The sequence below is a fragment of the Pelomonas dachongensis genome, assembly GCF_043555865.1.
Lineage (GTDB): Bacteria > Pseudomonadota > Gammaproteobacteria > Burkholderiales > Burkholderiaceae_C > Pelomonas > Pelomonas dachongensis.
In genome coordinates this window covers 96,892-120,864 of record NZ_JBIGHY010000008.1, presented here as the reverse complement: position 1 = coordinate 120,864, position 23,973 = coordinate 96,892, and the positions used below count along the sequence as shown (strand labels likewise).

The window sequence follows — 23,973 nt, the reverse complement described above, 5'->3', positions numbered from 1 at the left end:
GGCGGCTCACTCGCGCGTCACGCGCAGCACTTCTTCCAGCGACGTGACACCGGATTCGATGAGTCGCTCGCCATCCTCGCGCATGGAGCGCAGGCCATTCGCTTCCGCAGCCGCCTGCAGCTGGCTCTCGGCCGCGCGGTTGTGGATGAGGCTGCGCACGCTGTCGTCCGCCACCATCAACTCGTAGACGCCGGTGCGGCCCTTGTAGCCGGTGTGGCCGCAGGCCTCGCAGCCGACGGGATGCCAGCGGCCGTGATCGTCCTGCGTCTTGCAGACCGGGCACAGCCGGCGCACCAGCCGCTGCGCCAGCACCCCCAGCAGCGATGACGACAGCAGGAAGGGCTCGACGCCCATGTCGGTCAGCCGCGTGACGGCGCTGGGCGCATCGTTGGTGTGCAGCGTGGCCAGCACCAAATGGCCCGTCAGCGAGGCCTGGATGGCGATCTGCGCGGTCTCGTAGTCGCGGATCTCGCCGATCATGATGACGTCCGGATCCTGGCGCAGGATGGCGCGCAGCGCCTTCGCGAACGTCAGGTCGATCTTGCTGTTGACCTGCGTCTGGCCGATGCCAGGCAGCTCGTACTCGATGGGGTCCTCGACGGTCAGCACGTTGGTCGTGCTGGTGTCCACGGTCTGCAGCGACGCGTACAGCGATGTGGTCTTGCCCGAGCCGGTCGGGCCTGTGACCAGCACGATGCCGTGTGGCTGCTGCACCAGGCGCTTGAACGCGGCCAGCACATCGCCGTCCATGCCCAGGCCTTCCAGCGTGAACTTGGATTCGCTCTTGTCCAGCAGCCGCAACACGGCGCGCTCGCCGTGGGCGCTGGGCAGCGTGGACACGCGCACATCGATCGCGCGGCCACCGATGCGCAGCGAGATGCGGCCGTCCTGCGGCAGGCGCTTCTCGGCGATGTCCAGCTCAGCCATGATCTTCAACCGGGAAATCAGTGCCGCGTGCAAAGCCCGGTTCGGCTGCACCACCTCGCGCAGCGTGCCGTCGACGCGGAAACGCACCGATGACGCGCGCTCGTACGGCTCGATGTGGATGTCGCTCGCGCCGTCCTTGGCCGCCTGTGTCAGCAGCGCGTTCAGCATGCGGATGATGGGCGCGTCGTTGGCAGCCTCCAGCAGGTCTTCCACAGCGGGCAGGTCCTGCATCATGCGCGACAGGTCCACCGCGCTCTCGACCTCGCCGATGACGGTGGCCGCGCTGCTCTCGCTGCCCGCGTAGGCGACGTTGATGCGCTCGGCCAGCGACGCCGCGGCCTCGGACTCCAGCTTGTCCACCGAATACAGGCGCTGCACCTCGGACAGCGTGGCCCAGCCCACCTCGGGCGAGGCCCACAGCGTCAGTGCGTTGCCGTCGTCTTCCAGCAGCACGCGGTTGGCCTTGGCGAAGGCATAGGGCAGAGGGTGGCGGTTGGCGGCCATGGGCGCGGCCTACTGCTGAGGTTGCTGCGCAGACGGCTGCGATGCCGGCTGTGACGTCGGCATGGGCGGCACGACCCGGCCGACCGGCGCCTGCGGGTCGGGCAGTGACGGCATGCCGGTGTCGGGCAGCAGCAGGTGCTTGGCAGGCTGGACGGCCTGCTGCACCGCTCGGATGGACTCGTAGCGGTCCAGGCTCAGCTGGTTGGCACCCTCGGCGGTGCGCAGCACCACGGGGCGCAGGAACACCATCAGGTTGGTCTTCACGCGCTTGCGGTTCTTGCTGCTGAACAGGTTGCCGATCAGCGGGATCTTGGACAGGCCCGGCACGCCATCGTCGCCGTCGGTGTACTCGTCCTTCAGCAGGCCACCCAGCACGATGATGTCGCCGTCGTCCACGACGACGGCGGTGTCGATGGCGCTCTTGTCCAGCGTCGGGCCCTGCGTGCCGCTGCTGCCGGGCACCACGGAGGAGTTCTCGTGCGACACCTGCATGCGCACCGCGCCGCCTTCACCGATCTGGCTCTTGATCTTCAGCGTCAGGCCCACGTCCTTGCGGTCCACCGTCGTGAACGGGTTGACCGTGCCGCCCGTGCTGCTGCCGGTGTTGGCATAGGAGCCGGTCACGAAGGGCACGTTCTGGCCAATGATGATGCGGGCCTCCTCGTTGTCCAGCGCCACCAGGTTGGGCGTGGACAGCACGTTGGCGCCGCTCTGGCTCTCGAAGAAGTTGGCGACGGCGCCCAGCGTGTAGATGCTGCCGAACTTCTTCAGGATGCCGATGTTCAGGCCGGTCGGCGCCGCGGCGCTGCTCAGCGCCGTCTGCACTGCGTTCGTGCCGCCGGCCACCACGCCGGTGGCATTGATGATGTTGGCCAGGCCGGTGCCGAAGTTGGTGCCCGCGCCGGTGATGCGCGAGTCACCGTTGTTGCCGAAGATGTTCTGCCACTGCACGCCGAACTGGCCGGCCTTGGTGTTGTCGATCTTGACGATCAGCGACTCGACGTAGATCTGCGCGCGGCGGGCATCCAGCTGCTCGATGACGGCGCGCACCTGGCGGTACAGCGGTTCGGGCGCCGTGATGATGAGCGCGTTGGTCGACGGGTCGGCCTGCACGAAGCCGCCGGTGGACGGCCCGGCCGAGGCGGCCAGCGGCGTCGTCGCGGCCGCGGACAGGCCACCGCCGGTGCTGGTGTTGTTGCTGCCCGTCAGCGTGTTGCTGCCCAGCGTGCCGGTGCCACTGGTGCTGCCGTTCATACCGCTGCTGCTGCCGGAGCTGCCGCCGCCGGCCGCGCCCGACGAGCCGGCACTGAAGGCCGCGCGCAGCACCGTGGCCAGCTTGGTGGCGTCGGCGTTTTTCAGGTAGACCACACGGATGTTGTTGCCGCCGTCGGCGCTGGGCTGGTCCAGCTTGTCGACCATGGCGCGCACGGCCGCCAGGCGCGCAGGGTTGCTGGCGCGCAGGATCAGGCCGTTGGAGCGCGGGTCAACCAGCACGTTGACGGCCGTGCTGCTCTGGCCCGGCACCACCGCGCCGGCGGTCGCGCCGCCGTCAGCCAGGCGCTGCACCAGCGGCGCCAGGTCGGCGGCCACGGCGTGCTTGAGCGGCACGATCTCGACGTCGCTGGTGCCCGGCGTGTCCATGGCCGCGATGATCTTGGCCATGCGCTGCAGGTTGTCCGCGTAGTCGGTGATGACCAGGCTGTTGTTGCCCGGGTTCGCGTTGATGGTGTTGTTGGGGCTGATCAGCGGGCGCAGCACGGCGACGAGGTTGTTCGCGTTCTCGTGCTGGATGCGGAATATCTGCGTCAGGATCTGGTCGCCGCGTGCGCTGCTGGTCTCGACCGCCACCGAGCCGGCCTGCAGCTTGGCGTCCGCCTCGGGCAGCACCTTCAGCAGGCCCGCGGTCTCGACGACCGTGAAGCCCAGGCCGCGCAGCGCCGCCAGGTAGTTGCGGTAGGCCTCCGCCACCGACACCGGCTGCTCGCTGTAGACCGTGATCGAGCCCTTCACGCGCGGGTCGATGATGATCTGGCGGTTCAGCATGACGCCGATGGCGCGCGTCACGGCCTCGATGTCTGCGTTGACGAAGTTCAGCACAACGGGCGAGCTGGCCCGCACGGCCGGACCCTGGCGGCCCCGCTGCACGGTGGCGTTGTCGGGCTGCGCCTGGGCGATGCCGCTGACCAGTTGCGCAGTGATGGCGACGACGATGGCGGTGCGTGGGAAATTCATGGTCATCCGATCGTCAAGACGGAGCGCGCACCCTGGCGACGCCCGATGATGTTCAGCAGATTGTTCAGCGCCTCTTCGCGGCCCGGCGCGGCCGCGGCCTCGCCGGTGAAGCGGCTCTTGCCGCCGGGGCTCAGCGTGCCCACGCCGGTCAACTGCAGCGCGCCTTCCAGCGTCGACAGGCGCAGGGTGCTGACGCCGGGGTTGCCCGGGTCGGCCTGGATGCTGAAGCGGTAACTGCCCAGCGGCGCGACGGTAGACACCCGCGACGACAGGTTCTGCAGGTCCAGGTGCAGATCACCGAACTGGCGCCAGCGACCCTGCACCGACTCCAGCCGCAGTTCGTTCGCCGACAGCCGCAGCGAGCCGCTGGGCTGCAGCGTGTTCCACGGCGTGCCCAGGCCGCTGAGCAGGCCGGCGGGCAGGCGCACCAGCCAGTCGGCGCGGTTGTCCACGCTGACGGCCACGCGACCCAGGCCGGGCTTGATGCCCAGCAACAGCTCGCCGTTGATGCAGCAGTCCTGCTGCGCCGCGAGCTGCAGGCCGCCGGTCCAGTTCATGCGCATGCGCCAGTGCAGCCGGCCCGGCAGCGAGGCCGCGTCGCGGCTGCCCGAGCCACCGGTCAGCACCACCATGCCGGAGCCGTTCCAGATGCTGCCGCGCGTGTCGACGATCAGCAGGTGTCCGTTCGTCGCCGACGCCAGCGAGCGCGCCAGCCAGCTGGCCGGCGCAAACAGCACCAGCGCGCCAAGCAGGCCGATCAGCGCGCCGGCGATGCTCCAGCGGCGCGGCAGCGCGTGGCGCACCGAACGGCCGCCAGGCATGCCGGTGGCGCCGAACACGGAGTCCTGCACGGTGGTCTGCGGCGGCGCGGCGGCCTTCCTCTTGAACCAGGCCATCACGCGCCTCCCAGGCCGAGCACGACGCTGCCGGAAAAGCCCTGCGGCCCGCGCGTCAGCTGCGCCTCGATGGGGCGGGCGCGCGCGGCAGCGCGCACCTCACCCAGCCAGGCCTGCAGCGCTGCGGGCGCAATGCCCGTCAGCGTGACGACGGCACGTTCGCCGCTGATGCTCAGGCGCGCGGCCGAGCCCAGGTGCTCGACCGAGGCCTTCAGTGCCGCCTGGGCCTGCTCGGGCGGCACGGCCGGCGCGGCGCGCAGCGTGCGGGCCTCCTGTGCCTGCGCCTGCATGCGCTGCATCTGCAGTTCCACGGTCTCCAGCGCGGCCGGCGTCGTCCGCAGCGTGCGCAGCGCCGGGGCCACCAGCACCAGCCAGACGAGCAGCAGGCCGATCAGCACGGCGGCCGTGCCGGCGACGACGCGCTCGCGCTCGCCAAGGGCCTGCCAGCGTGCCAGGGCTTGCGTGCGGGCTTGCCGCAGCTGCACTTGCAGGCCGGCGCTGGGTTTTTCGAAGCGGGCCATCAGCGGCGTCCCTGCGGGTTGGAGCGGCTGACGGTCAGCCGGCCGTCGGCCACATCCAGCTGCCAGCCTTCGGCCAGCAGCTGGGTGCGGAAGTTGTCGATCTGCGGCGGTGCCCAGCCCTGGGCGGACAGCGTCAGCCGGCCGGGCTCGAAGGACAGCGCATCGGCCGGCGGCCGGTCTGCTGGCCAAGCGGTGGCGGCGGCGGCCAGCAGCGCTTCCAGGTCTTGCTCACCGACGCTGCCGGCGCTGGCGCGCAGCAGGTCCAGCTGCTTTTGCATCTGCACCGGGGCGTCCATGACAGCGCGCACCTGCGGGAAGGTGGTGGTCAGCGTCGTCGACAGCGCCTGGCGCCGTGCGCTCAGCTCGCGGTTCTGCTGCCAGGCCCACAGGTTCAAGCCCAGCAGCTGCACGACCACCAGCGCCGCGAGGCCCCAGCGCACCGGCTGCCAGGCCTTGCGCATCACCGTGCGGCCCAGCATGCGCAGCGCCTGTGCGCCGCGGGCGCGAGGCGCGAGGTCGAACTGGCGCAGGTTCCAGCCGTTGTCGATGACGTCCAGCGCGCGCTGCGCCGGCGTCAGCACGCCGACGCTGCTGCCCAGCCAGCGCTCGGCGGTCGTCGCGATGCCGGGCGTGGCGGTCCAGTGCGCGGCCTGCACCAGGCCCGGGGTGAAGAACTGCCGGCTCAAGGCCCCCTGCAGCGGCAGCGAGGCGACGCCGTCGCTGTGGCTCCAGCGCAGCGTGACGCCCTCGCTGCCGACGCCGTGGGTCTCGCTGAAGTGGCCGCGGGGCTGCTCACCCGGCCAGGACAGCGGCGCCACACGTTCGATGAACAACTGGGCCGCGTCCAGGTGCGCCAGGTGCTCGGCCAGCCAGGTGCGCGACGTGATGGCGACCCAGGCGCTGTCGCCGCCGCCCGCCTCAGGTTCCAGCGCGAAGTGGACGGTCTCTGGGTCGTCCAGCAACACGTCCTCCAGCTTGCCGGCCAGCGCCGCGCGCATTTGCCGGCCGGCGCGCGGCAGGTCGACGCACCGCCAGCTCAGGTCGGCGTCGCCGACGATGGCGATGACGCTGTCTGCCGCCGGCAGCGCCGCCGCGGCGCCGCGGCCCTCCTTGCTGATGTGGTGGCCGTCGGGTGACAGCGCCCAGTCGTACTCGCGCACCGCACCGGCGCGGGGGGGCTCGACAGCCATGGCGCGGCCTTGCGCGTGCAGACGCGTCCGGGGGGGCAGGAACAGCAGCAGGGTGCTCATGGGGGTGATCAGGCGCGGCGCATTCTAGGAGTGGGGCGGGCCCCGGTCGGACCGGCGTGGGCCGCGGAGGGTGACAGAGCGTTCATTGCGGCAGCAGCCGGTTGCTGCGCTCGCGTGCCAGCACCACCATGGTCAGGCCCTGGCGCTCGACCAGCGAGCGCTGTTCCAGCTGGCGTTCGTCCTGCCGCAGCCGGCCGGTGACGAGGAAGAAGGAAGATTCCACCGACGCGCGCCCTGCAGCGATCTGCACGGTGGCCGGCAAGTAGTTGGCGGCGTCGGCGATGTTCTGCAGCGGCTTGGCCCGGCGCGCCTGCACCAGCCGCTCGGCCGTGGCCAGGTCCAGACCGTCGAACAGCGCGGCGATGACTTCGCGCGGCGCGGTGTTCAGGTTGACGGGCGTGGTCTTGGGCAGCAGCACAACGTACGGCTGCAGCCGGGCGATGGTGTCCTCGCTGAGGCCCAGCCAGCCAAGCTGGTCCAGCCCGGCCGGGCGCAGCGGGCCGCTGTCGCTGAGGTCGGTGGCGCTCGCGGCGCTGGCGGGGGCGCTGGCGGGCGCCGGATAGGCCGCGCGCAGGCCGGCGATGAGGGCGCCGGCCGTGCCCGGCGGCGCGTTGACTTGGCTGCACAGGCGCTCCAGCACGCGCTGCTCCAGCGGCGACACCTGGGGGCCGGTCAGCAGCGCGCGCAGGTTGTAGCGGCTCTGCGCGTCCTCGATGCTGCCGGACAGGAAGGCCTCGGGGCCCTCCTCGTCGGTGGCGGCGTTGCGCTCGGCGGCCAGGAAGGTGGACAGCCGCGCCTCGGCCAGCGGCACGGCCCAGGGTTCGCCGAGATGGTCTACCGGCTTGTTGCGGTTGCCCTTGGCGTCTTCCAGCAGGATGAGCCGGGCCCAGTCCAGCGCGCCCTGCAGGATCCAGGCGCTTTGCGCCCGGGCGCGGTCGGCGGCCTCGGTCTGCACCGCGCGGTACTGCTGCCAGACCATGCCGGCCGCGAGGCTGGCGATCAGCGTGACGATGATCATCGCGGTCAGCAGCGCGGCGCCGCTTTGTTGCCGGGGCCGCCTCATCGCACCGTCACCTCCAGCTCGCGCGTCAGCGTGCCCACCAGGCCGCTGCCCTCGGCGAACTGCATGGCGACGCGCAGGCCTGCGGGGGTCTGCAGCCGGGCCTTGGGGTTGACCGGGCCGACGTTGGTGCCGCCCGTGCCGCCGGTGGACTGGCAGTTGCTCCAGGCGTTGCCCCAAAAGCAGTACAGCTGCCAGCCGGCCACGCCGTCGAAGGCGCGCAGCGCCGGGTTGCGTTGCGCCAGCTGTTGCAGGCCGCGCTGGCGCTGCGATTCCAGGTCCTGCACGGTCAGCTGCGCCGGGCTTTCCCAGCGCCACAGCGTGCCCTCGCGCAGGCTCCACACCACCACCTGCAGGCCGGCGGGCGCCTGGCGCGTCAGCACCAGGTTGCCGCCGTCGAAGGACAGCGGCTCGACGATGCTGTGGCTGTCCTGCAGCGCTCGCAGGTCCACCTCCCACTGGGCCAGCACGGTCTGCAGCCGCGCGGTCTGCGCCAGCCGCGCCTGCGCGACCTCGCGGCTCTTGACCAGCGCGTCGATGCCGCGCCACGCCATGGCCGCCATCGTGGCCATGATGAACAGCGCCACCAGCACTTCGACCAGCGTGAAACCGCCTCGTCGGGCGTGAGACGACGCAGCGCTGGGCGAGTGGCGCATGGTCATCAGAAGCGGCCCATGATGGTGGACAGGCTCAGCACCGGGCGGCCCTCGTCGTCGGTGACGTCGACATCGACGCGGCGGAAGTTGGGGTTGGGCGTCGGGCTCACGCGTTGCCGGCCGCCGTAGCTGCGGCCCAGCTGCTCGCAGCTCAGCGGCGCCTCGCCGATGTCGGGGAACTGCTGCGTCAGCCGCAGTTCGGTCAACAGGTTCTCGGCGCACCACTGCGCCGCGCTGACCTGGGCCAGCCGCTCGGCGTTGTTGGTCAATGCGCCGGCCGCCTTGATGCCTGCGCCCAGCGCGATCGCGACGATGACCAGCGCCACCAGCACCTCGATCAGCGTGAAGCCGCCGTTGCTTTTCATGGCGTGACGACGTCGAATGCCGACAGGCCGTCGGTGGCCAGCATCACGCGCTGGTCGCCCAGCTGCAACTGCAACCGCTGCGCCGGGATCAGCGGCTCGGGCCCCAACACGAGGCCCGGGTTGGCGGCGCTGGCGTTGTCGATCGTGACGGCCACCGGATCGCCCAGCCAGCGCGACGGCAGCTGCAGCGTCGGCGGCAGGCCCGCGAAATGGAAGTCCTCGCCCGACCGGCTGCCCTTGGGCACCCAGCGCACGGCCAGCCCCGACGTGCGGCTCTCGGCACGTGCCGTCTCCAGCAGTGCGGCCAGGCGCTGCGCCTCCCGCTGCAGCTGGGTTTCGTTGGGGTCGCGCAAGGCCAGCGAGATGGTGGCGCTGGTGATGGCGATCAGCACCACCACGACCATCAGCTCGATCAGCGTGAAGCCGGCGTTGAAGCCCCCAGCTGAACCACGTCTGCAGGGCGTGGATCGCGGGCCGAGCGCCGGGCCGCTCCCAAGCCGGCCCGTTGGCGATGTGGGAGCGGGGCAAGCCCCGCGAGCATCGCCGTCCCCTCGGGGGACCGACCAGACTCGCTCGCGTTCAGCGACGCGAGGCTGGACGAGGGGCCTCACGTTATTGCCAGGAGCCGATGTCGGCGTCACGACCCTCGCCGCCGGCGCGACCATCGGCGCCAAAGCTGAACACATCGACCTCGCCCTTCACGCCCGGGTTGGCGTACTGGTACGGCTGGCCCCAGGGGTCGTTGGGCAGCTTGTCCAGGTAGGGCTTCCAGTTGGGCGGCGGCGTGCCGGTGGTGGGCTTGCGCACCAGCGCGTCCAGGCCCTGCTCGCCGCTGGGGAAGCGCTGGTTGTCGAGCTTGTACAGCTTGAGCGTCTGCATCAGGTTGTTGACGTCTGTGCGGGCTGCGGTGACGCGCGCGTCTTCGGCGCGGTCCAGCACGCTGGGCACGACGAGTGCCGCCAGCACGCCCAGGATGACGAGGACGACCAGCAGTTCGATCAGCGTGAAGCCGCGAGCGAGGGGGGAAGGACGCATGAGCAGAGCGCAGGAGCCGGGGAGCGGGCCATCATAATGGGCCATGGTTGCTCGACTGATGGCGTTTACGGTGTGGCTGCTGCTGGGCGGCTCGGTGGCCTACTGGGGCCTGCAACTGCTGGCCCGGCCGCTGGCCATGCCGGCTTCCGTGCTGCCGGCGGCCGAGGGCCGCGCCACCCAGGTCGACCTGGGACGCCTGCTGGGCGTCGTGGCCGCCGAGCCGGTGGCGGCGCCGACGGTGGAGGCGTCGTCGCGACTGCGCCTGTTGGGCGTGGTCGCCCCCAAGAGCGCCCGGGCAGCACAGGCCGGTGAAGGCGTGGCGCTGATCGAGGTGGACGGCGTGGCGCGCACGGTGCGCGTGGGCGCGGTCGTTGACGGCGATCTGCGGCTGCTGCGCGTCGATGCGCGCAGTGCCAGTCTGGGCCTGATGGGCCAGGCGCCCGCCCAGGTGCTGGAGCTGGCCCCGCCGGCGACGCCGGCCCTGGGGTCGCTGCCGCCCGCCGTGCCGTCGAACGTGGTGCTGGGCGGCAATCCTCCGGGAACCCAGCAGCAGGCGGCGCCGGCCGTACCCAGCGTCTACGGATTGCCGCTGGCGGCTTCCGCGGCTGGCGGCCCGCCGCCGCGCTGAACTGCGAGAAATCGGGCGCTCAGACCCTCAGGCGCCCAGTGTCGGCAGGTAGGCGTCGGCCGGCGGTCGGGACAGCCGGGCCTCGGCGACCTCGTGCAGGTCGGTCAGCAGCGCGGCGGCCGAGCGGATCATGGGCCAGGCGAGCGCCGCGCCGGTGCCGTCGGCGCTGTCCATGCCCAGCTCCAGCAGCGCCGAGGCGTGGAACAGCGCCAGCGCCTCGTCCAGTCCACGGTGCACGTGGCTGCGGCAGAACACCGCGTAGTCGGTCACCGGGGCGCATATCAGCGACGCCAGCTTCAGCGCCGCGCAGGCCGCGATGCCGTCCACGATGATGAGGCTGCGTTTGCTCGCGGCCACCAGCATGGCGCCGACCATGACTGCGATCTCGTGTCCGCCGAAGGCCGCCAGCACGTCCATCGGCTCTTTGGCATCGCGATGGCGCGCCTGCGCGCCGTGCAGCACGTCGAGCAGATGGACCAGATGCTCCTGACGCATGGCCGGACCGGAAACGACGAAGTCGCGCACCGGCACATCGGACAGGCGCGACAGCAGCAGCGCCGCGCATTCAGCCGAACCCTGGCCGAGGCTGGCGCACGCCAGCACGTTGCCGGGCAGGTTATCTGCGATCTCCATGCCCACGCGCACGCCGGCATGGGCCTGGTCCAGGCTCATGGCCAGCGCGGTGCGCGAATTGCGAGTGCCATGGGCGACCTTGCGGGCCAGCAGCCGTGCGTGTGGCGGCAGGTTCTCGGCCACGCCGCAGTCGACGACGGTCAGGTGCAGGCCCTGAAGCCGCGCGAACACGGACACCGGCAATTGCGCGTGCAAGGCCATCTGTACCTGGTCGCGCGTGGCGCGTCCCCATTGCGCGCCGACGCCATCGACGACGATGCCGTGGTCGGCCGCGAACAGCCCCAACACAGGGTCGCGAAAGCGCGGGGTCAGGCTGTTCTGGACGAGGCCCAGTCGCACGGCCAGCGGCTCCAGTTCGCCAAGGCCGCCGGCGATGGCCGAGCGTCGGTCGACGCGGTCGCGCAGGGCCTTCTCCAGCTCGGGGTTGGCGGTGGGGGAGATCAGCGACTGTTGGGCGACGGTCATGGCGCAGGCGGTGACAGGAGCCCGGATTTCAACTCAACCAAGGAACAAGCGGTAGACCGGATTGGTGGTTTCATCCACGAATGGGTAATTCAACCCTTCGAGGAATTCGCGCAGCTTGCCGGCGTCGCCCTTGGGCACCTGGATGCCGACGAGGATGCGGCCATAGTCCGCGCCCTGATTGCGGTAGTGGAACAGGCTGATGTTCCAGTCCGGGTGCATGCTGGACAGGAACTTCATCAGCGCGCCCGGCCGCTCGGGGAACACGAAGCGGTACAGCCGCTCGTTGCGGGCCAGTTCGCTGCGGCCGCCGACCATGTGGCGCACGTGCTGCTTGGCCATCTCGTCGAGGGTCAGGTCCAGCGTCTCGAAACCGGCCTTCGTGAACGTGCGGGCAAGCCGCGCCGCCTCGTCCGGCTTCGAGATGGCCACGCCGACGAAGACGTGCGCGACCTGGGCGTCGGCGATGCGGTAGTTGAACTCGGTGACGCTGCGCGGACCCAGCAGTTCGCAGAAGCGCTTGAAGCTGCCGCGCGCCTCGGGGATGGTCACGGCGAACAAGGCCTCGCGCTGCTCCCCGACCTCGGCGCGCTCGGCGACGAAGCGCAGCCGGTCGAAGTTCATGTTGGCGCCGCAGGTCACGGCCACCAGCGTCTGTCCCTTGGCGCCGGTCTTGGCGGCGTACTGCTTGACGGCCGCGACGCCCATGGCGCCCGACGGCTCCAGGATGGAGCGGGTGTCCTCGAAGACATCCTTGATGGCCGCGCAGACGGCATCGGTGTCGACGACGATGAAGTCGTCCACCAGCTCGCGCGCGATGCGGAAGGTTTCCTCGCCGACCAGCTTGACGGCGGTGCCGTCGGCAAACAGGCCCACGTCCGTCAGCGTCACTCGCTTGCCGGCCTTGACCGAGCGCAGCATCGCGTCGGAGTCGGTCGTCTGCACGCCAATGATCTTGATCTCGGGCCGCAATGCCTTGACGTAGGCGGCGATGCCGGAGACCAGACCGCCGCCGCCGATGGCGACGAAGATCGCGTCGATGGGGCCGGGATGCTGGCGCAGCAACTCCATGGCGATGGTGCCCTGGCCGGCGATGACGTCGGGATCGTCGAAGGGGTGGACGAAGGTCAGGCCCTGCGCGCGCTCCAGGCTCAGCGCATGGCCGTAGGCATCGGTGTAGCTCTCGCCATGCAGCACCACCTCGCCACCCAGCGCCTTGACGGCGTCGATCTTGACCTGCGGCGTGGTCACCGGCATCACGATGACGGCGCGGCAGCCCAGCTTCTTTGCCGACAGCGCCACGCCCTGGGCATGGTTGCCGGCCGACGCGCAGATGACACCGGCCGCTCGCTGCTCGGCGCTCAGGTGAGCCATCTTGTTGTAGGCGCCGCGCAGCTTGAAGCTGAACACGTCCTGCTCGTCCTCGCGCTTGAGCCACACCTTATTGCCCAGGCGCCTGGACAGCTTGGCGGCATGCGTCAGGTCGGTCTCGCGGGCCACCTCATAAACGCGCGCATTCAAGATGCGCTGCAGGTAGCTGCTGCCTGGCGGCAGCATGGCCGGCACCGCCGCGGAGGCTTTGGAGGGCGCCTTGGACGCGGGCGGGCTGCGGCGCGAGGGGGCGCTCATCGGGTCTCCATGGGGATTTGTTGCGGCGCCGCATGATAGGGGAGACCCTTCGCGCAACGCCGCTTTCCGCCTTCGGCGAAAAAAAACCCGAGCTCTTGCAAGCTCGGGTTGAATCCACCATGGAGGCGGTGGAGGAGACAATCGGTGCGAAAACGTTTTCGCGTGGATGCAGTGTAGCCGCGAGTTATGCTGCGCTGCAATATTTTTCTGTGACGGAATTGGGGTCCAGCCCCTAGATCAAGATGGAATGCACTGTCAGTTGGTTGGGCTCCGAGGGTCCCAGCGGGATGAGCTTCATCGCCGAGACCGGCAGCGGTCACGTGCTGTCCATGGACGGCGCACCTGACGGCGGCGGGCGCAATCTGGCGCCGCGGCCCATGGAGATGGTGCTGGCCGGCACTGGCGGCTGCACGGCGTATGACGTCGTGCTGATCCTGAAACGCGGCCGGCACGACGTGCGCGGCTGCAAGGTCGCGCTGAAGGCCGAACGTGCCACCAGCGACCCCAAGGTCTTCACGGCCATCCATTTCCACTTCGTCGTCAGCGGCAAGGCGCTCAAGCCCGAGATCGTTGAGCGCGCCGTCGCGCTGTCGCACGAGAAGTACTGTTCAGCCACGGCCATGCTGGCCAAGACGTCAGCGATCAGCACTTCCTTCGAGGTCGTGGAGGCCTGAAGCCGTTCAGATGCGGTGCGCCACGGTCGTCATGACCTTGGCGGCGGCCCGCATCAGCCCCTTCACCGGCGCGGGCAGCGGCAGCGCGCCCCTGGCGAGCGCCGCATCCGCATGCTCGGCCTCCTCGCGCTTCATCTGCTCGACGATGGCGCGTGACGCCGCGTCGTTCGCGGGCAGCCGGTCGAGGTGGCCGGCCAGGTGGGCCTCGACCTGGCGCTCGGTCTCGACCACGAAGCCCAGGCTCCACCGGTCGCCCGCCAAGCCGGCCAGACTGCCCCAGGCGAAGGCGCCGCCCCACCACAGCGGTGCGAGGTGGCTGGTGTGTGCACCCAGTTGAGACAGGCGTTCTTCGGTCCAGGCCAGATGGTCCAGTTCCTCCTGCGCTGCATGCTCGAAATGCTGGCGCAACTCGGGCGTGCGGCTGAACAGGGCCTGCGACTGGTACAGCGCCTGCGCGCAGATCTCGCCGACGTGATTGACGCGCATCAGCGCCCCCGACTCGCGGGATTCGGCGGGCGAGAGCGGCGACGCTTCAGTGTTGCCGGCAGGCGACTGACGTGCAGCGCGGGCTGGTGCGAATGCCGTTCGCAGGCCTGAGTCCAGCGCAGTCAGGAGTCGGTCCCCCCAACTCATCGGCGGCTTATGCGGAGCGCTTATTTGCTGATGCATTCAGTTAATGAGTATTTCGATGAAGAAATCATGAAATGAGTTGTGTCGTTGTGGATCAACAACGGCAACACACAATTTCATATCCGTGAATTCCCGGGCCGCCTGAACCTGTAGTGGAATACGAGCACTTCCTCATAGGAGGTAAGCCGTCGGTCCCGCTGTGGGCTTGGCGGCTCTGAATGAATACCTAGGAGTATCGAATGAAGAAAGCTCTGATTGCCCTGGCCGTGCTCGGTCTGACCGGTGGCGCCGCTGTGGCGCAATCCTCGGTGACGTTGTTCGGCATCGTGGATGCCAACCTGCGCTACACCAAGTCCAGCGGCCAAACGCTGAAGCAACTGGGTACCGACGGCCTGAACAGCAGCCGTCTGGGCGTGCGCGGCACGGAAGACCTCGGTGGCGGCCTGAAGGCTGGCTTCTGGCTCGAAGCCGCGCTGAACCCCGACACCGGCACCGCCGATGCAAACCGTTTCTGGGGCCGCCGCGCCAGCGTCAGCCTGATGGGCGACTTCGGTGAAGTGCGCCTGGGCCGTGGCAAGACGTCCACCCGCCTGCACATCGACGACTTCGATCCGTACTCGACGACCGGCCTGGGCGACGTGTCCAAGGTTTACTCGGTGCTGGGCAGCGGTTCCGACACGCTCAACCGTGCTGACAACCAAGTCCAGTACTTCACCCCGGGCAACCTGGGTGGCTTCTATGGCTCCGTCGACGTCGCCGCTGGCGAAGGCGCCGTGGGCAAGAAGGCCATCGGCGGCCGCGTTGGCTACAAGAATGGTCCGATCCACGTCTCGGCTGCGCTGGAGAACACGACCGGTGCCGGCAACGACAAGTACAAGCAGACCAGCATCGGTGGCTCGTATGACTTCGGCTTCGTGAAGCCGTCGGTCAACTTCAGCGAGAACAAGTTCCGCGCTGCCAAGCAAACGATCTACACGTTCGCTGCAACCGTTCCCCTGGGCCAAGGCCAGATCCTGGCGTCCTACACGGACTCCAAGGCCAACAGCGCCGCCGAACTCATCAGCGGCGTGGGCGATGCCAAGCTGCTGGCTGTGGGCTATGTCTACAACGTGTCCAAGCGCACCGCGCTGTACACCACGGCTTCCCAGATCAAGAACAACGGTCTGGGCCGTTTCGCTGTGGCCGGTTCGCCGACCGTGGCGAATGGCGCGAAGTCCAGCGGCTTGGACGTCGGCGTCCGCCACAGCTTCTGATCCTCTGCGGCATCCGCCGCATCGGTCAGCCAAAGCCGCCTTCGGGCGGCTTTTTTCATGGCCCTGTCCCGTCGGGGACAGGGGAATCGCTGTGGACGATCAGCAACAACCGCCGCGCGGTGCTGGTGTGCTTGGCTGAGAATGAATTGGTTAGTCCCAAATATCACAGGAGACAATCTGTATGAAAAAAGCCACCCTGGCGCTTGCCGCCCTGGCCGCCACTTCCTCTGCCGCTTGGGCCCAGTCCAGCGTGACGCTGTATGGCATCGTGGATGTCGCCGTGCGCTACACCAGCAATGCCAATGCCGGCACGTCGACCAAGACGGTGGTGCCTGGTGGCATGTCTCAGAGCCGACTCGGCGTGAACATTGTCGAAGACATGGGTGGCGGCCTGAAGGCGCTGGCCAACCTGGAGCATCGCCTGCAATCCGACACGGGCGCGGTCAGCGGCAATCCTGACTTCTGGCGCCAGGCCTGGGTGGGCCTGCAGTCCAGCCAACTGGGCCAGATCCGCCTGGGTCGTCAGTACAACATCCTGTTCGACCTCTACACGTCGACGTTCGCCTCGTTCCGCTACTCGCCCTACATCGAGGCGTACAAGCCCGAGATCGGCATGGCGATGACGGCGCGCCAGGACAACATGGTCAAGTACCTGGTGCAACTCGGCAGTGTTTACGGCGAGATCCAGGTCAGCGCCGGTGAGGGGCAGTCGGGTGCAGCGGCGGCGCTGCCGAACAAGACCATTGGCGGTTTGCTGCGTTACAACGATGGCAAGTGGGGCGCCGGTGGCGCATACCTGCAGGCCACCGAGCAGACGGGCAAGAAGGTCAAGGCGACCGTCTTCGGCGGCTCCTACACGGACGGACCGCTGTATGTGCACGCGTCGTGGGGCGAGAACAAGTTCGACAACCCCTTCACGCTGCTGAACCAGACCAGCGCGGGTGCGTTTGCCGCATCGGCGGCTGCGGGCTCGCCCGCCAACATCGCGCTGACGACGCGTGGCGCGTTCACCAGTGGCCTGCTGGGCGTGAACGTGTTCAACACGGATTCCGCCGATATCAAGAAGCGCACCATGATCATGCTGGGTGCGACCTACCAGTTGACGCCGCAACTGAATATCGGTGCCAATGTCTGGCTCAGCGAGCAGACCCACTACGGTACGGCGCAGAACCTGGCGGCTCCGTTCGCTGCCGCGCTGGCTGCCAGCACCGGCCTGTCGACGAACGCGAACGTCAAGTCCAAGGCCGACTTCTTCGCCATCGTGGTGGATTACGCGTTCTCCAAGCGCACCGACGCTTACCTGGAAGTTGACTACACCAAGACCAGCGGTGAAGTCATGTTCGCCAACGGCGCCAAAAAGCGCGGCGGCACGATGGTCGGTCTGCGTCACCGCTTCTGATCCGCGCCGGGCCTTGCGCCCGGATCGCAAGCACGGGCCGCTCGAGCGGCCCGTTTTATTTGCTGGTATCAGACTTGCGTTAGGACTTTCCCGGAGGCCCTCGGCCTCCGGCTTTGGCCATGATCGCGCCTTCGTGCGGCGCAGAGGCGTGGCCGCAGTTCTGCGAAATCTTCATGCTGGTTTTCATTCTCCGTCGCCTCGCGCAAGCCCTGATCGTCATGCTGTCGGTGGCCTTCATCGCCTTCATGCTGTTCCAGTATGTCGGCGACCCGGTCAACAACCTGCTCGGCCAGGATGCGACGGAAGAGCAGCGCCTGGCGCTGCGCAAGGACCTGGGGCTGGACCAGCCCTTCCCGGTGCAGTTCGCACGCTTTGTCGGCAATGCCGTGCAGGGCGAGTTCGGCATCAGCCTGCGTCAGGGGCGCAAGGTGTCGTCGCTGATCGTCGAGCGCTTCCCGGCGACGCTGGAACTCGCGCTGGTCGCCGGGTTCATCGCGTTGGCGTTGGGCATTCCGCTGGGCGTGTACGCGGCACTGCGCCGTGGCAAGGCCAGCGCGCAGATCCTGATGACCGGCACGCTGTTCGGTGTCAGCCTGCCCAACTTCGTCATCGGCATCGTGCTGATCTGGGTCTTCGCCGTCGAGCTGAAATGGCTGCCCAGCTTCGGGCGCGGCGAGGTGGTGGCTCTGGGGTCATGGACCTCCGGCCTGCTGACGCGGGACGGCCTGCTGCACCTGATCCTGCCGGCATTCACGCTGTCGGCTTTCCAGCTGACGCTGATCATGCGGCTGGTGCGCGCCGAGATGCTGGAGGTGCTGCGCACTGACTACATCCGCTTCGCGCGCGCCCGCGGCCTGTCGAACCGCAGCGTTTACTTTGGCCATGCCTTGAAGAACACGCTGGTGCCCGTCATCACCATCACCGGCCTGCAGCTCGGCTCGCTGATTGCGTTCGCGATCATCACCGAGCAGGTCTTCCAGTGGCCCGGCATGGGCTTGCTGTTCATCCAGGCCGTGCAGTTCGCCGACATCCCCGTGATGGCGGCGTATCTGTGCCTGATCTCCCTGATCTTCGTTGTCATCAATCTGGCCGTCGATCTGCTTTATTTCGCCGTCGATCCGCGCCTGCGCATCGAAGGCAAGGCGCACTGATCCCCATGAGTTCCGCCTCTTCCTCGGCGCTGCGGCGCTTCTTCGACGGCGACGTCTGGCACTCGTTCCGCACGTCGCCGGTGGCGATGCTCGCCGCCGTCATTGCCACTGTCTTCCTGGTGTGTGCGCTGCTCGCGGAGTTCGTGGCGCCGCACGATCCGTTCGACCTGGCAACGCTGGAACTGATGGATTCGCTGAAGCCGCCCGCGTGGGTCGAGGGCGGCGAGGCCAAGTACCAACTTGGCACCGACGGCCAGGGGCGCGACATCCTGTCCGCGCTGATGTACGGCACGCGCATCTCGCTGCTGGTGGGCCTCGCATCGGTGCTGCTGTCCATCCTGATCGGCGTGGCGATGGGGCTGCTGGCGGGCTTCCTGGGCGGCCGCGTGGACGCTCTCATCATGCGCATCTGCGACGTGATGCTGTCCTTCCCGTCCATCCTTGTTGCGCTGATGATCAGCGGCGTCGGGCGCACGCTGTATCCCCACGCACCCGATGCCCTGGCCTTCGTCGTGCTGGTGCTGGCCATCGCGCTGACCGGCTGGGTGCAGTACGCGCGCACCGTGCGTGGCTCCACGCTGGTGGAGCGCAACAAGGAATACGTGCAGGCCGCCCGCGTCATCGGCGTGGGTTCGCTGCGCATCATGCGCCGCCATGTGCTGCCCAACGTGCTGGGGCCGGTGATGGTGCTGGCGACCATCCAGGTCGCGTCGGCCATCATCACAGAGGCCACGCTGTCCTTCCTGGGTGTGGGCGTGCCGCCCACCAGCCCGTCGCTGGGCACGCTGATCCGCAATGGCAACGACTATCTGTTCTCGGGTGAGTGGTGGATCACCGCCTTCCCCAGCGTGACGCTGGTGCTCATCACGCTCAGCGTGAATCTGCTGGGCGACTGGCTGCGCGATGCGCTCAATCCCCGTCTGCGATGACTGCACCGCTGCTTGAAGTCAACCACCTGCGCGTGGAGTTCCCGACCCGCCACGGCACGCTGCTTGCGCTGGACGACATCTCCTTCACCATCGCGCCGGGCGAGATCCTGGGCGTGGTGGGTGAATCCGGTGCCGGCAAGTCGCTGACGGGTGCGGCCATCATCGGTCTGCTGGACCCGCCGGGGCGCATCGCCTCTGGCGAGATCAAGCTTGCTGGCCGGCGCATCGACAACCTGCCTTACGAGCAAATGCGCCGTGTGCGCGGCCGCGAGATTGGCGCGGTGTTTCAGGACCCGCTGACCTCGCTGAACCCGCTGTACACCGTGGGCCGCCAGCTGACCGAGACCATCACGACGCACCTGGGCCTGTCCGCCGCGCAGGCGCGCGCGCGCGCCGTCGAACTGCTGGCCTCCACGGGCATCCCGGCGCCCGAGGCGCGTGTGGATCACTACCCGCACCAGTTCTCCGGCGGCATGCGCCAGCGCGTCGTCATCGCGCTCGCGCTGGCTGGCAACCCCAAGCTCATCGTGGCCGACGAGCCGACGACGGCGCTGGACGTGTCCATCCAGGCGCAGATCATTGCGCTGCTGAAGAAGGTCTGCAAAGAACAGGGGGCCGCCGTGATGCTGGTCACGCACGACATGGGCGTCATCGCCGAGACCTGCGACCGCGTGGCCGTCATGTACGCCGGCCGTGTCGCCGAGATCGGCCCGGTGGCCGATGTCATCCACCGCCCGGCCCATCCCTACACGGTCGGCCTGATGGGCTCCATTCCAGCCATGGACGAGGAGCGCGAAAGGCTGTTGCAGATCGACGGCGCGATGCCGCGGCTGACAGCCATCCCGCCCGGCTGCGCCTTCAACCCGCGCTGTGGTCGTGTGGCCGAGCGATGCCGCGTTGAGCGGCCCGAACTCGCAGCGGTGGGTGCCACCAGCGCCGCATGCTGGTATCCCGTCACCGAGGAGGTGCCGCGATGAGCGCAGCGCAGGGCCGCCCCAAGCACGCTCGCTCCCGCTGTGGGCGGCAGGCCACAGGCCGAAGGGTGCACGCATGACCCGGCCACTCGTGGAGGTCGACGACCTCGCCAAGATCTTCGACGTGTCGCCGCCGTGGCTGAACCGCCTTGTCGAGCGCAAGCCCAAGGCGTTCGTGCATGCGGTGGATGGCGTGTCCTTCAGCATCGATCGTGGCAAGACGCTGGCGCTGGTGGGCGAGAGCGGCTGCGGCAAGAGCACCGTCGCGCGCCTGCTGGTGGGCCTGTACGCCACCACACGAGGCACTGTGCGCTTCGACGGTGAGGACATTGACAAGACGTTGGCCGGTTCCGGCGCGCTGAAGCTGCGTCGGCGCATGCAGATGATCTTCCAGGATCCCTATGCATCGCTGAACCCGCGCTGGAAGGTGCTGGACATCGTCGCCGAGCCGCTGCGCGAGCACGGCCTGGTCAAGACCGACACCGAGGCGACTCAGCAGGTCGGTCAGCTGCTGGCTTCCGTGGGCCTGAACCCGGCCGACGCGCAGAAGTTCCCGCACCAGTTCTCGGGCGGCCAGCGCCAGCGCATCTCCATCGCGCGCGCGCTGGCCACGCAACCAGAGTTCCTGGTCTGCGACGAGCCCACGTCGGCGCTGGACGTGTCGGTGCAAGCCCAGGTGCTCAACATCATGAAGGACCTGCAGCGCCAGCAGGGCCTGACCTACCTCTTCATCTCGCACAACCTGGCCGTCGTGCGCCACATGGCCGACCAGATCGGCGTCATGTATCTGGGGCGGCTGGTCGAGGTCGCGGACAAGGCCGAGCTGTTTGCGCGGCCGCGCCACCCGTACACGCGCATGCTGCTGGATGCGATCCCGGACATCCACATGACCGGACGCTCGCGCACGCCGGTGCAGGGCGAGGTGCCCAACCCGCTGAACCCGCCCAGCGGCTGCAGCTTCCATCCGCGCTGCCCGCTGGCCAACGCGCGCTGCAAGGCCGAGCGGCCCGCGCTGCTGGAGATTGCCGGCGTGCGCGTGGCGTGCCACGCGGTGCAGGAAGGCAGGGCGGCTTAGCGGGCTGGGGTCGAGGCGGCGTCGGCCGGCTTGGCCAACGTCAGCGGGCCCTTCTGCCCGCAGCCCGCGAGCACGGCAAGGGTGAGGGCCAGGGCGACCCAGCGAACTGAGTGGCCCCCTACACTGACGGCTGTCTTCTTCATGGCCGCAGTTTATGTCCCTGTCCGACGCCGATTACCTCGCCAAGTCCCACGCGCTGCTCGCCCGCGTCGAGCAACAGGTCGATGCCTGGTTGGATGACGACGTGGTCGACATCGATGCGCACCGCACCGGCGGCCTGCTGGAACTGAGTCTCCCCGGCGGCAGCAAGATCGTCATCAACACGCAGCCACCGCTGCAGGAAATCTGGCTGGCCGCGCGCTCGGGCGGCTACCACTTCAGGTGGGACGGCGCGCAGTGGGTGGACCGCGAGGGCCAGGAGTTTCTTGCCCGCCTGTCCCGCAGCGCCAGCGAGCAAGCCGGTCAGGCGCTGAGTTTCAGCGCCTGAAAGGCCTGATCAGCGCTTGAAGAGGTCCAGGATGGACTTCTTCTCGTCCTCGGTCGCCGTGCCCGGCACTGCAGCCGGCTCGGCGGACAGTTCTCGGACGCTGTTGCCCGACGCGTACTCCTCGTAGAACCACTCGCCGTTGACGTTGATGACGCCCTCGGGTGGCGTGACCTCGTCCACCGGCTTGTTCTTCAGCGCCGACTGCATGTACTCGATCCAGACCGGCAGGCTCAAGCCGCCACCGGTCTCGCGGTCGCCCAGCTTGCGCGGCTGGTCGTAGCCGATCCAGACGACGGCGACAACGTCCTTCTGGTAGCCGGCGAACCAGGCGTCCATCGAGTCGTTGGTCGTGCCGGTCTTGCCGTAGATGTCCGGGCGCTTCAGCGTGGCCTGCGCGCGCGCGGCCGTGCCGCTGCGGGTCACCTCCTGAAGCAGGCTGCTCATCAGGAAGGCGTTGCGCGGCTCGATGGCGCGCGCGTCGTCGGCCAGCGGCGCCGGCAGGTCCTCATACAGCAGGCGGCCCTTGTTGTCCGTGATGCGCGCGATCAGCTGCGGATTCACGCGATAGCCGCCGTTGGCGAACACCGCGTAGCCCTGTGCCATCTGCATGGGCGTCACGGAGCCGGCGCCCAGTGCCATGGTCAGGTAGGCCGGATGCTTGTCAGCCTCGAACCCGAATCGCGTGAGCCAGTCCTGCGCGTAGTGCACACCCACGGAGTGCAGCACGCGGATGGACACCATGTTCTTGGACTTGGCCAGTGCCGTGCGCAGCGGCATGGGGCCTTCGAACTTGCCGTCGTAGTTCTTCGGTTCCCACGGTTGGCTGCCCGTCGTGCCGGCGTCGAAGAACAGCGGCGCATCGTTGACCACCGTGGCGGGCGTGAAGCCTTTCTCCAGTGCTGCCGAGTAGATGAATGGCTTGAAGCTGGAGCCCGGCTGGCGCCAGGCCTGCGTCACGTGATTGAACTTGTTCTTGTTGTAGTCAAAGCCGCCGACCATGGCGCGCACCTGGCCAGTGCGCGGGTCCATGGATACGAAGGCGCCCTCGACCTCGGGCAGCTGCGTGATGGTCCACTCGTTGCCGTCCTTCTGCTTGGCGCCTTTGACAACACGGATGACCGCGCCGCGTCGGATGCGCGTCTTGGGATTGCCCTTCTCGGACAGGCCGGAGGTGGCCGGGCGCAGGCCGTCGCCGGTGATGGTGATCGCGTCGCCGCTTTGCAGCACGGCGCTGACCTTCTTGGGGTCGGCTTCCAGCACGACGGCGGCCAGCAGTTCGTCGTTGGCCGGGTGGTCGGCCAGTGCTTCGGCGATGCGCGCGTCCAGCGCCTTGGCGTCGCCGGGCAGGTCGGCGTAGGCCTCAGGGCCGCGGTAGACCTGGCGCTTTTCGTAGTCCAGGATGCCGCGGCGCAGCGCGCGGTAGGCGGCGTTCTGCTCGGTGCTGTCCAGCGTCAGGTAGACGTTCAGACCACGCGAGTAAGACTCGTCGCCGTACTGGCTGTAGATCAGCTGGCGCGCGGCCTCGGCGACGAACTCGGCATGCGTGGCCGATTCATTGACGGGGCGGTAGCGCAGCTTCTCGGCCCGTGCTTCGTCGCGCTGCTCCTCCGTGATGTAACCGGTCTCGTACATCCGCTCGATGATGTAGAGCTGGCGGATGGTCGCGCGCTTGGGGTTGTTGATCGGGTTGTAGGCCGACGGCGCCTTGGGCAGTCCCGCCAGCATCGCTGCCTCGGCGATGCTGATCTTGTCCAGCGGCTTGCCGAAGTACACCTCGCTGGCCGCCGCGAACCCGTGCGCCCTGTGACCCAGGAAGATCTGGTTCATGTAGATCTCGAGGATCTTCTCCTTGGGCAGTGCGGCCTCGATCTTCAGCGCCAGCAGGATCTCGTAGATCTTGCGTGTGAACGTCTTCTCAGTGGACAGGTAGAAATTGCGCGCCAGCTGCATCGTGATCGTCGATGCGCCCTGGCTGCGCGACTCGGTCACGTTCGCCAGCCCGGCCCGGATGACGCCCAGATAGTCCACGCCGCCGTGCTCGTAAAAGCGCGCATCCTCGATGGCAAGCACGGCCTCTTGCATGACCTTGGGAATCTGCTGGATGGGACGGTAGCTGCGGCGTTCTTCGCCGAACTCGCCCAGCAGCACGCCGTCGCTGGACAGAACGCGCATCGGCAGCTTGGGGCGGTAGTCAGTCAGGCCGCCGATGTCCGGCAGGCGGGGGTAGGCGAGTGCCAGGCCCAGCGTGACCAGCAGGGCGACCGCCAGAATGCCGCCTGCCAGAAGCCCGAACGTCCACAGCAGCAGGCGGGTCAGCCGGGTGGCCAGTGTTGCGGACGCGGAAGAGCCGGCGGTGGCTGCGGAGGAGTTCTCGGGCGCAGCAGATCTTGACTTGTCGTTCATGAGCCGGCGAAGGGGCGCCTGTCAGCGCAAGGGGATGTGGGGCAGATTATAGAAAGGCATGGGGGCAGCGCCCTTACGCCAAACGCGCCCGCAAACACCGTGTCAAACGACCGCTTCCCCTGCGTTTTTCGGTAGCTTGCAAAGCTCTCCGGTCGTGTATGTTTAGCAACGTGGCGTTACCAGCTCGTGCCGTTTTTCCA

Annotated in this window: 24 protein-coding genes; 9 read left to right on the top strand and 15 right to left on the bottom strand. The window is 68.5% G+C overall.

Translation table 11 applies throughout. The features are described 5' to 3' along the window. Window positions 1-6: 6 nt before the first annotated feature. From gspE to gspG, 10 genes are all read right to left on the bottom strand, one after another. The gene (gene gspE / locus ACG02S_RS20305; RefSeq protein ID WP_394472308.1) at window positions 7-1,431 is read right to left on the bottom strand and encodes a type II secretion system ATPase GspE; all 1,425 of its coding nucleotides are present in this window, start codon (window positions 1,429-1,431) and stop codon (window positions 7-9) included. Window positions 1,432-1,440: 9 nt separating this feature from the next. Then, window positions 1,441-3,663 carry a type II secretion system secretin GspD gene (gene gspD / locus ACG02S_RS20300; RefSeq protein WP_394472307.1) on the bottom strand — a complete coding sequence of 741 codons (2,223 nt, stop codon included), beginning with the start codon at window positions 3,661-3,663 and terminating at the stop codon, window positions 1,441-1,443. 2 nt (window positions 3,664-3,665) lie between these two features. Further along, window positions 3,666-4,559, bottom strand: coding sequence for a type II secretion system protein N (gspN, locus tag ACG02S_RS20295; RefSeq protein ID WP_394472306.1), 894 nt, complete (start codon window positions 4,557-4,559; stop codon window positions 3,666-3,668). Then, entirely contained in the window at window positions 4,559-5,080 is a 522-nt protein-coding gene (gspM, locus tag ACG02S_RS20290; protein ID WP_394472305.1) for a type II secretion system protein GspM, read from the bottom strand. The genes gspN and gspM overlap by 1 nt, the downstream gene beginning before the upstream one ends. Then, window positions 5,080-6,330: a type II secretion system protein GspL gene (gene gspL / locus ACG02S_RS20285; RefSeq protein ID WP_394472304.1), complete on the bottom strand. Its 1,251-nt coding sequence runs from the start codon at window positions 6,328-6,330 to the stop codon at window positions 5,080-5,082. Before gspL ends, gspM begins: the two co-directional genes overlap by 1 nt. A gap of 82 nt (window positions 6,331-6,412) precedes the next feature. Further along, entirely contained in the window at window positions 6,413-7,393 is a 981-nt protein-coding gene (gspK, locus tag ACG02S_RS20280; protein WP_394472303.1) for a type II secretion system minor pseudopilin GspK, read from the bottom strand. Next, window positions 7,390-8,052 carry a PulJ/GspJ family protein gene (locus tag ACG02S_RS20275; RefSeq protein WP_394472302.1) on the bottom strand — a complete coding sequence of 221 codons (663 nt, stop codon included), beginning with the start codon at window positions 8,050-8,052 and terminating at the stop codon, window positions 7,390-7,392. Before ACG02S_RS20275 ends, gspK begins: the two co-directional genes overlap by 4 nt. Then, complete coding sequence (gene gspI / locus ACG02S_RS20270) at window positions 8,052-8,411, bottom strand: type II secretion system minor pseudopilin GspI (RefSeq protein ID WP_394472301.1); 360 nt, start codon at window positions 8,409-8,411, stop codon at window positions 8,052-8,054. The genes ACG02S_RS20275 and gspI overlap by 1 nt, the downstream gene beginning before the upstream one ends. Continuing rightward, entirely contained in the window at window positions 8,408-9,076 is a 669-nt protein-coding gene (locus ACG02S_RS20265; protein WP_394472300.1) for a Tfp pilus assembly protein FimT/FimU, read from the bottom strand. The genes gspI and ACG02S_RS20265 overlap by 4 nt, the downstream gene beginning before the upstream one ends. Then, a complete protein-coding gene (gene gspG / locus ACG02S_RS20260) occupies window positions 9,024-9,446 on the bottom strand; it encodes a type II secretion system major pseudopilin GspG (RefSeq protein WP_394472299.1) in 423 nt (140 codons plus the stop codon). Before gspG ends, ACG02S_RS20265 begins: the two co-directional genes overlap by 53 nt. A gap of 43 nt (window positions 9,447-9,489) precedes the next feature. Here gspG and ACG02S_RS20255 point away from each other — a divergent pair, with 43 nt between their 5' ends. Continuing rightward, window positions 9,490-10,074 (top strand): hypothetical protein, encoded by a 585-nt coding sequence (locus tag ACG02S_RS20255; protein WP_394472298.1) that lies wholly within the window; start codon window positions 9,490-9,492, stop codon window positions 10,072-10,074. Window positions 10,075-10,101: 27 nt separating this feature from the next. Here the strand turns inward: ACG02S_RS20255 and ACG02S_RS20250 are convergent, their stop codons facing one another. Both ACG02S_RS20250 and ilvA read right to left on the bottom strand, forming a co-directional pair. Next, entirely contained in the window at window positions 10,102-11,172 is a 1,071-nt protein-coding gene (locus ACG02S_RS20250; protein ID WP_394472297.1) for a nicotinate-nucleotide--dimethylbenzimidazole phosphoribosyltransferase, read from the bottom strand. A 33-nt stretch (window positions 11,173-11,205) separates the two neighbouring features. Then, complete coding sequence (gene ilvA / locus ACG02S_RS20245; protein WP_394472410.1) at window positions 11,206-12,726, bottom strand: threonine ammonia-lyase, biosynthetic; 1,521 nt, start codon at window positions 12,724-12,726, stop codon at window positions 11,206-11,208. A 314-nt stretch (window positions 12,727-13,040) separates the two neighbouring features. On the opposite strand from ilvA, the gene ACG02S_RS20240 reads away from it, so the two are divergent. Continuing rightward, the gene (locus ACG02S_RS20240; RefSeq protein ID WP_394472296.1) at window positions 13,041-13,472 is read left to right on the top strand and encodes an OsmC family protein; all 432 of its coding nucleotides are present in this window, start codon (window positions 13,041-13,043) and stop codon (window positions 13,470-13,472) included. A 6-nt stretch (window positions 13,473-13,478) separates the two neighbouring features. Here ACG02S_RS20240 and coq7 read toward each other — a convergent pair whose 3' ends face one another. Next, window positions 13,479-14,105 (bottom strand): 2-polyprenyl-3-methyl-6-methoxy-1,4-benzoquinone monooxygenase, encoded by a 627-nt coding sequence (gene coq7 / locus ACG02S_RS20235; protein ID WP_394472295.1) that lies wholly within the window; start codon window positions 14,103-14,105, stop codon window positions 13,479-13,481. 236 nt (window positions 14,106-14,341) lie between these two features. On the opposite strand from coq7, the gene ACG02S_RS20230 reads away from it, so the two are divergent. The 6 genes from ACG02S_RS20230 to ACG02S_RS20205 all read left to right on the top strand — a co-directional run bounded on the left by ACG02S_RS20230 (window position 14,342) and on the right by ACG02S_RS20205 (window position 20,883). Then, on the top strand, window positions 14,342-15,355 hold the full coding sequence (locus ACG02S_RS20230; protein WP_394472294.1) for a porin: 1,014 nt from the start codon (window positions 14,342-14,344) through the stop codon (window positions 15,353-15,355). 181 nt (window positions 15,356-15,536) lie between these two features. Then, on the top strand, window positions 15,537-16,754 hold the full coding sequence (locus tag ACG02S_RS20225) for a porin (RefSeq protein ID WP_394472293.1): 1,218 nt from the start codon (window positions 15,537-15,539) through the stop codon (window positions 16,752-16,754). A gap of 173 nt (window positions 16,755-16,927) precedes the next feature. Next, the gene (locus ACG02S_RS20220) at window positions 16,928-17,905 is read left to right on the top strand and encodes an ABC transporter permease (RefSeq protein ID WP_394472292.1); all 978 of its coding nucleotides are present in this window, start codon (window positions 16,928-16,930) and stop codon (window positions 17,903-17,905) included. Window positions 17,906-17,910: 5 nt separating this feature from the next. Beyond that, window positions 17,911-18,834, top strand: coding sequence for an ABC transporter permease (locus ACG02S_RS20215; protein ID WP_394472291.1), 924 nt, complete (start codon window positions 17,911-17,913; stop codon window positions 18,832-18,834). Beyond that, on the top strand, window positions 18,831-19,811 hold the full coding sequence (locus ACG02S_RS20210) for an ABC transporter ATP-binding protein (RefSeq protein WP_394472290.1): 981 nt from the start codon (window positions 18,831-18,833) through the stop codon (window positions 19,809-19,811). Before ACG02S_RS20215 ends, ACG02S_RS20210 begins: the two co-directional genes overlap by 4 nt. Window positions 19,812-19,884: 73 nt before the next feature. Then, window positions 19,885-20,883, top strand: coding sequence for an ABC transporter ATP-binding protein (locus ACG02S_RS20205; protein WP_394472289.1), 999 nt, complete (start codon window positions 19,885-19,887; stop codon window positions 20,881-20,883). Here ACG02S_RS20205 and lptM read toward each other — a convergent pair. After that, on the bottom strand, window positions 20,880-21,026 hold the full coding sequence (lptM, locus tag ACG02S_RS20200; RefSeq protein WP_394472288.1) for an LPS translocon maturation chaperone LptM: 147 nt from the start codon (window positions 21,024-21,026) through the stop codon (window positions 20,880-20,882). The two genes, ACG02S_RS20205 and lptM, sit on opposite strands and share 4 nt — an antisense overlap. An 11-nt stretch (window positions 21,027-21,037) precedes the next feature. On the opposite strand from lptM, the gene cyaY reads away from it, so the two are divergent. Further along, window positions 21,038-21,370: an iron donor protein CyaY gene (gene cyaY, locus ACG02S_RS20195; protein ID WP_394472287.1), complete on the top strand. Its 333-nt coding sequence runs from the start codon at window positions 21,038-21,040 to the stop codon at window positions 21,368-21,370. Between the two features lie 9 nt (window positions 21,371-21,379). On the opposite strand, the gene ACG02S_RS20190 is transcribed toward cyaY, so the two are convergent. Beyond that, complete coding sequence (locus ACG02S_RS20190) at window positions 21,380-23,773, bottom strand: penicillin-binding protein 1A (RefSeq protein WP_394472286.1); 2,394 nt, start codon at window positions 23,771-23,773, stop codon at window positions 21,380-21,382. Window positions 23,774-23,973 lie beyond the last annotated feature (200 nt).

Bases quoted from the DNA above. Each gene is read 5' to 3' on its own strand.
- gspL (WP_394472304.1), bottom strand. From the start codon at position 6,330: ATGAGCACCCTGCTGCTGTTCCTGCCCCCCCGGACGCGTCTGCACGCG.
- ACG02S_RS20275 (WP_394472302.1), bottom strand. From the start codon at position 8,052: ATGACCATGCGCCACTCGCCCAGCGCTGCGTCGTCTCACGCCCGACGA.
- ACG02S_RS20250 (WP_394472297.1), bottom strand. From the start codon at position 11,172: ATGACCGTCGCCCAACAGTCGCTGATCTCCCCCACCGCCAACCCCGAG.
- gspN (WP_394472306.1), bottom strand. From the start codon at position 4,559: ATGGCCTGGTTCAAGAGGAAGGCCGCCGCGCCGCCGCAGACCACCGTG.
- ACG02S_RS20215 (WP_394472291.1), top strand. From the start codon at position 17,911: ATGAGTTCCGCCTCTTCCTCGGCGCTGCGGCGCTTCTTCGACGGCGAC.
- ACG02S_RS20255 (WP_394472298.1), top strand. From the start codon at position 9,490: ATGGTTGCTCGACTGATGGCGTTTACGGTGTGGCTGCTGCTGGGCGGC.
- ACG02S_RS20230 (WP_394472294.1), top strand. From the start codon at position 14,342: ATGAAGAAAGCTCTGATTGCCCTGGCCGTGCTCGGTCTGACCGGTGGC.
- ACG02S_RS20225 (WP_394472293.1), top strand. From the start codon at position 15,537: ATGAAAAAAGCCACCCTGGCGCTTGCCGCCCTGGCCGCCACTTCCTCT.
- ACG02S_RS20210 (WP_394472290.1), top strand. From the start codon at position 18,831: ATGACTGCACCGCTGCTTGAAGTCAACCACCTGCGCGTGGAGTTCCCG.
- ACG02S_RS20265 (WP_394472300.1), bottom strand. From the start codon at position 9,076: ATGGTCGCGCCGGCGGCGAGGGTCGTGACGCCGACATCGGCTCCTGGC.
- gspK (WP_394472303.1), bottom strand. From the start codon at position 7,393: ATGAGGCGGCCCCGGCAACAAAGCGGCGCCGCGCTGCTGACCGCGATG.
- ACG02S_RS20190 (WP_394472286.1), bottom strand. From the start codon at position 23,773: ATGAACGACAAGTCAAGATCTGCTGCGCCCGAGAACTCCTCCGCAGCC.
- gspD (WP_394472307.1), bottom strand. From the start codon at position 3,663: ATGAATTTCCCACGCACCGCCATCGTCGTCGCCATCACTGCGCAACTG.
- lptM (WP_394472288.1), bottom strand. From the start codon at position 21,026: ATGAAGAAGACAGCCGTCAGTGTAGGGGGCCACTCAGTTCGCTGGGTC.
- ACG02S_RS20220 (WP_394472292.1), top strand. From the start codon at position 16,928: ATGCTGGTTTTCATTCTCCGTCGCCTCGCGCAAGCCCTGATCGTCATG.
- gspG (WP_394472299.1), bottom strand. From the start codon at position 9,446: ATGCGTCCTTCCCCCCTCGCTCGCGGCTTCACGCTGATCGAACTGCTG.
- gspE (WP_394472308.1), bottom strand. From the start codon at position 1,431: ATGGCCGCCAACCGCCACCCTCTGCCCTATGCCTTCGCCAAGGCCAAC.
- ilvA (WP_394472410.1), bottom strand. From the start codon at position 12,726: ATGCTGCCGCCAGGCAGCAGCTACCTGCAGCGCATCTTGAATGCGCGC.
- ACG02S_RS20240 (WP_394472296.1), top strand. From the start codon at position 13,041: ATGGAATGCACTGTCAGTTGGTTGGGCTCCGAGGGTCCCAGCGGGATG.
- ACG02S_RS20205 (WP_394472289.1), top strand. From the start codon at position 19,885: ATGACCCGGCCACTCGTGGAGGTCGACGACCTCGCCAAGATCTTCGAC.
- cyaY (WP_394472287.1), top strand. From the start codon at position 21,038: ATGTCCCTGTCCGACGCCGATTACCTCGCCAAGTCCCACGCGCTGCTC.
- gspI (WP_394472301.1), bottom strand. From the start codon at position 8,411: ATGAAAAGCAACGGCGGCTTCACGCTGATCGAGGTGCTGGTGGCGCTG.
- coq7 (WP_394472295.1), bottom strand. From the start codon at position 14,105: ATGAGTTGGGGGGACCGACTCCTGACTGCGCTGGACTCAGGCCTGCGA.
- gspM (WP_394472305.1), bottom strand. From the start codon at position 5,080: ATGGCCCGCTTCGAAAAACCCAGCGCCGGCCTGCAAGTGCAGCTGCGG.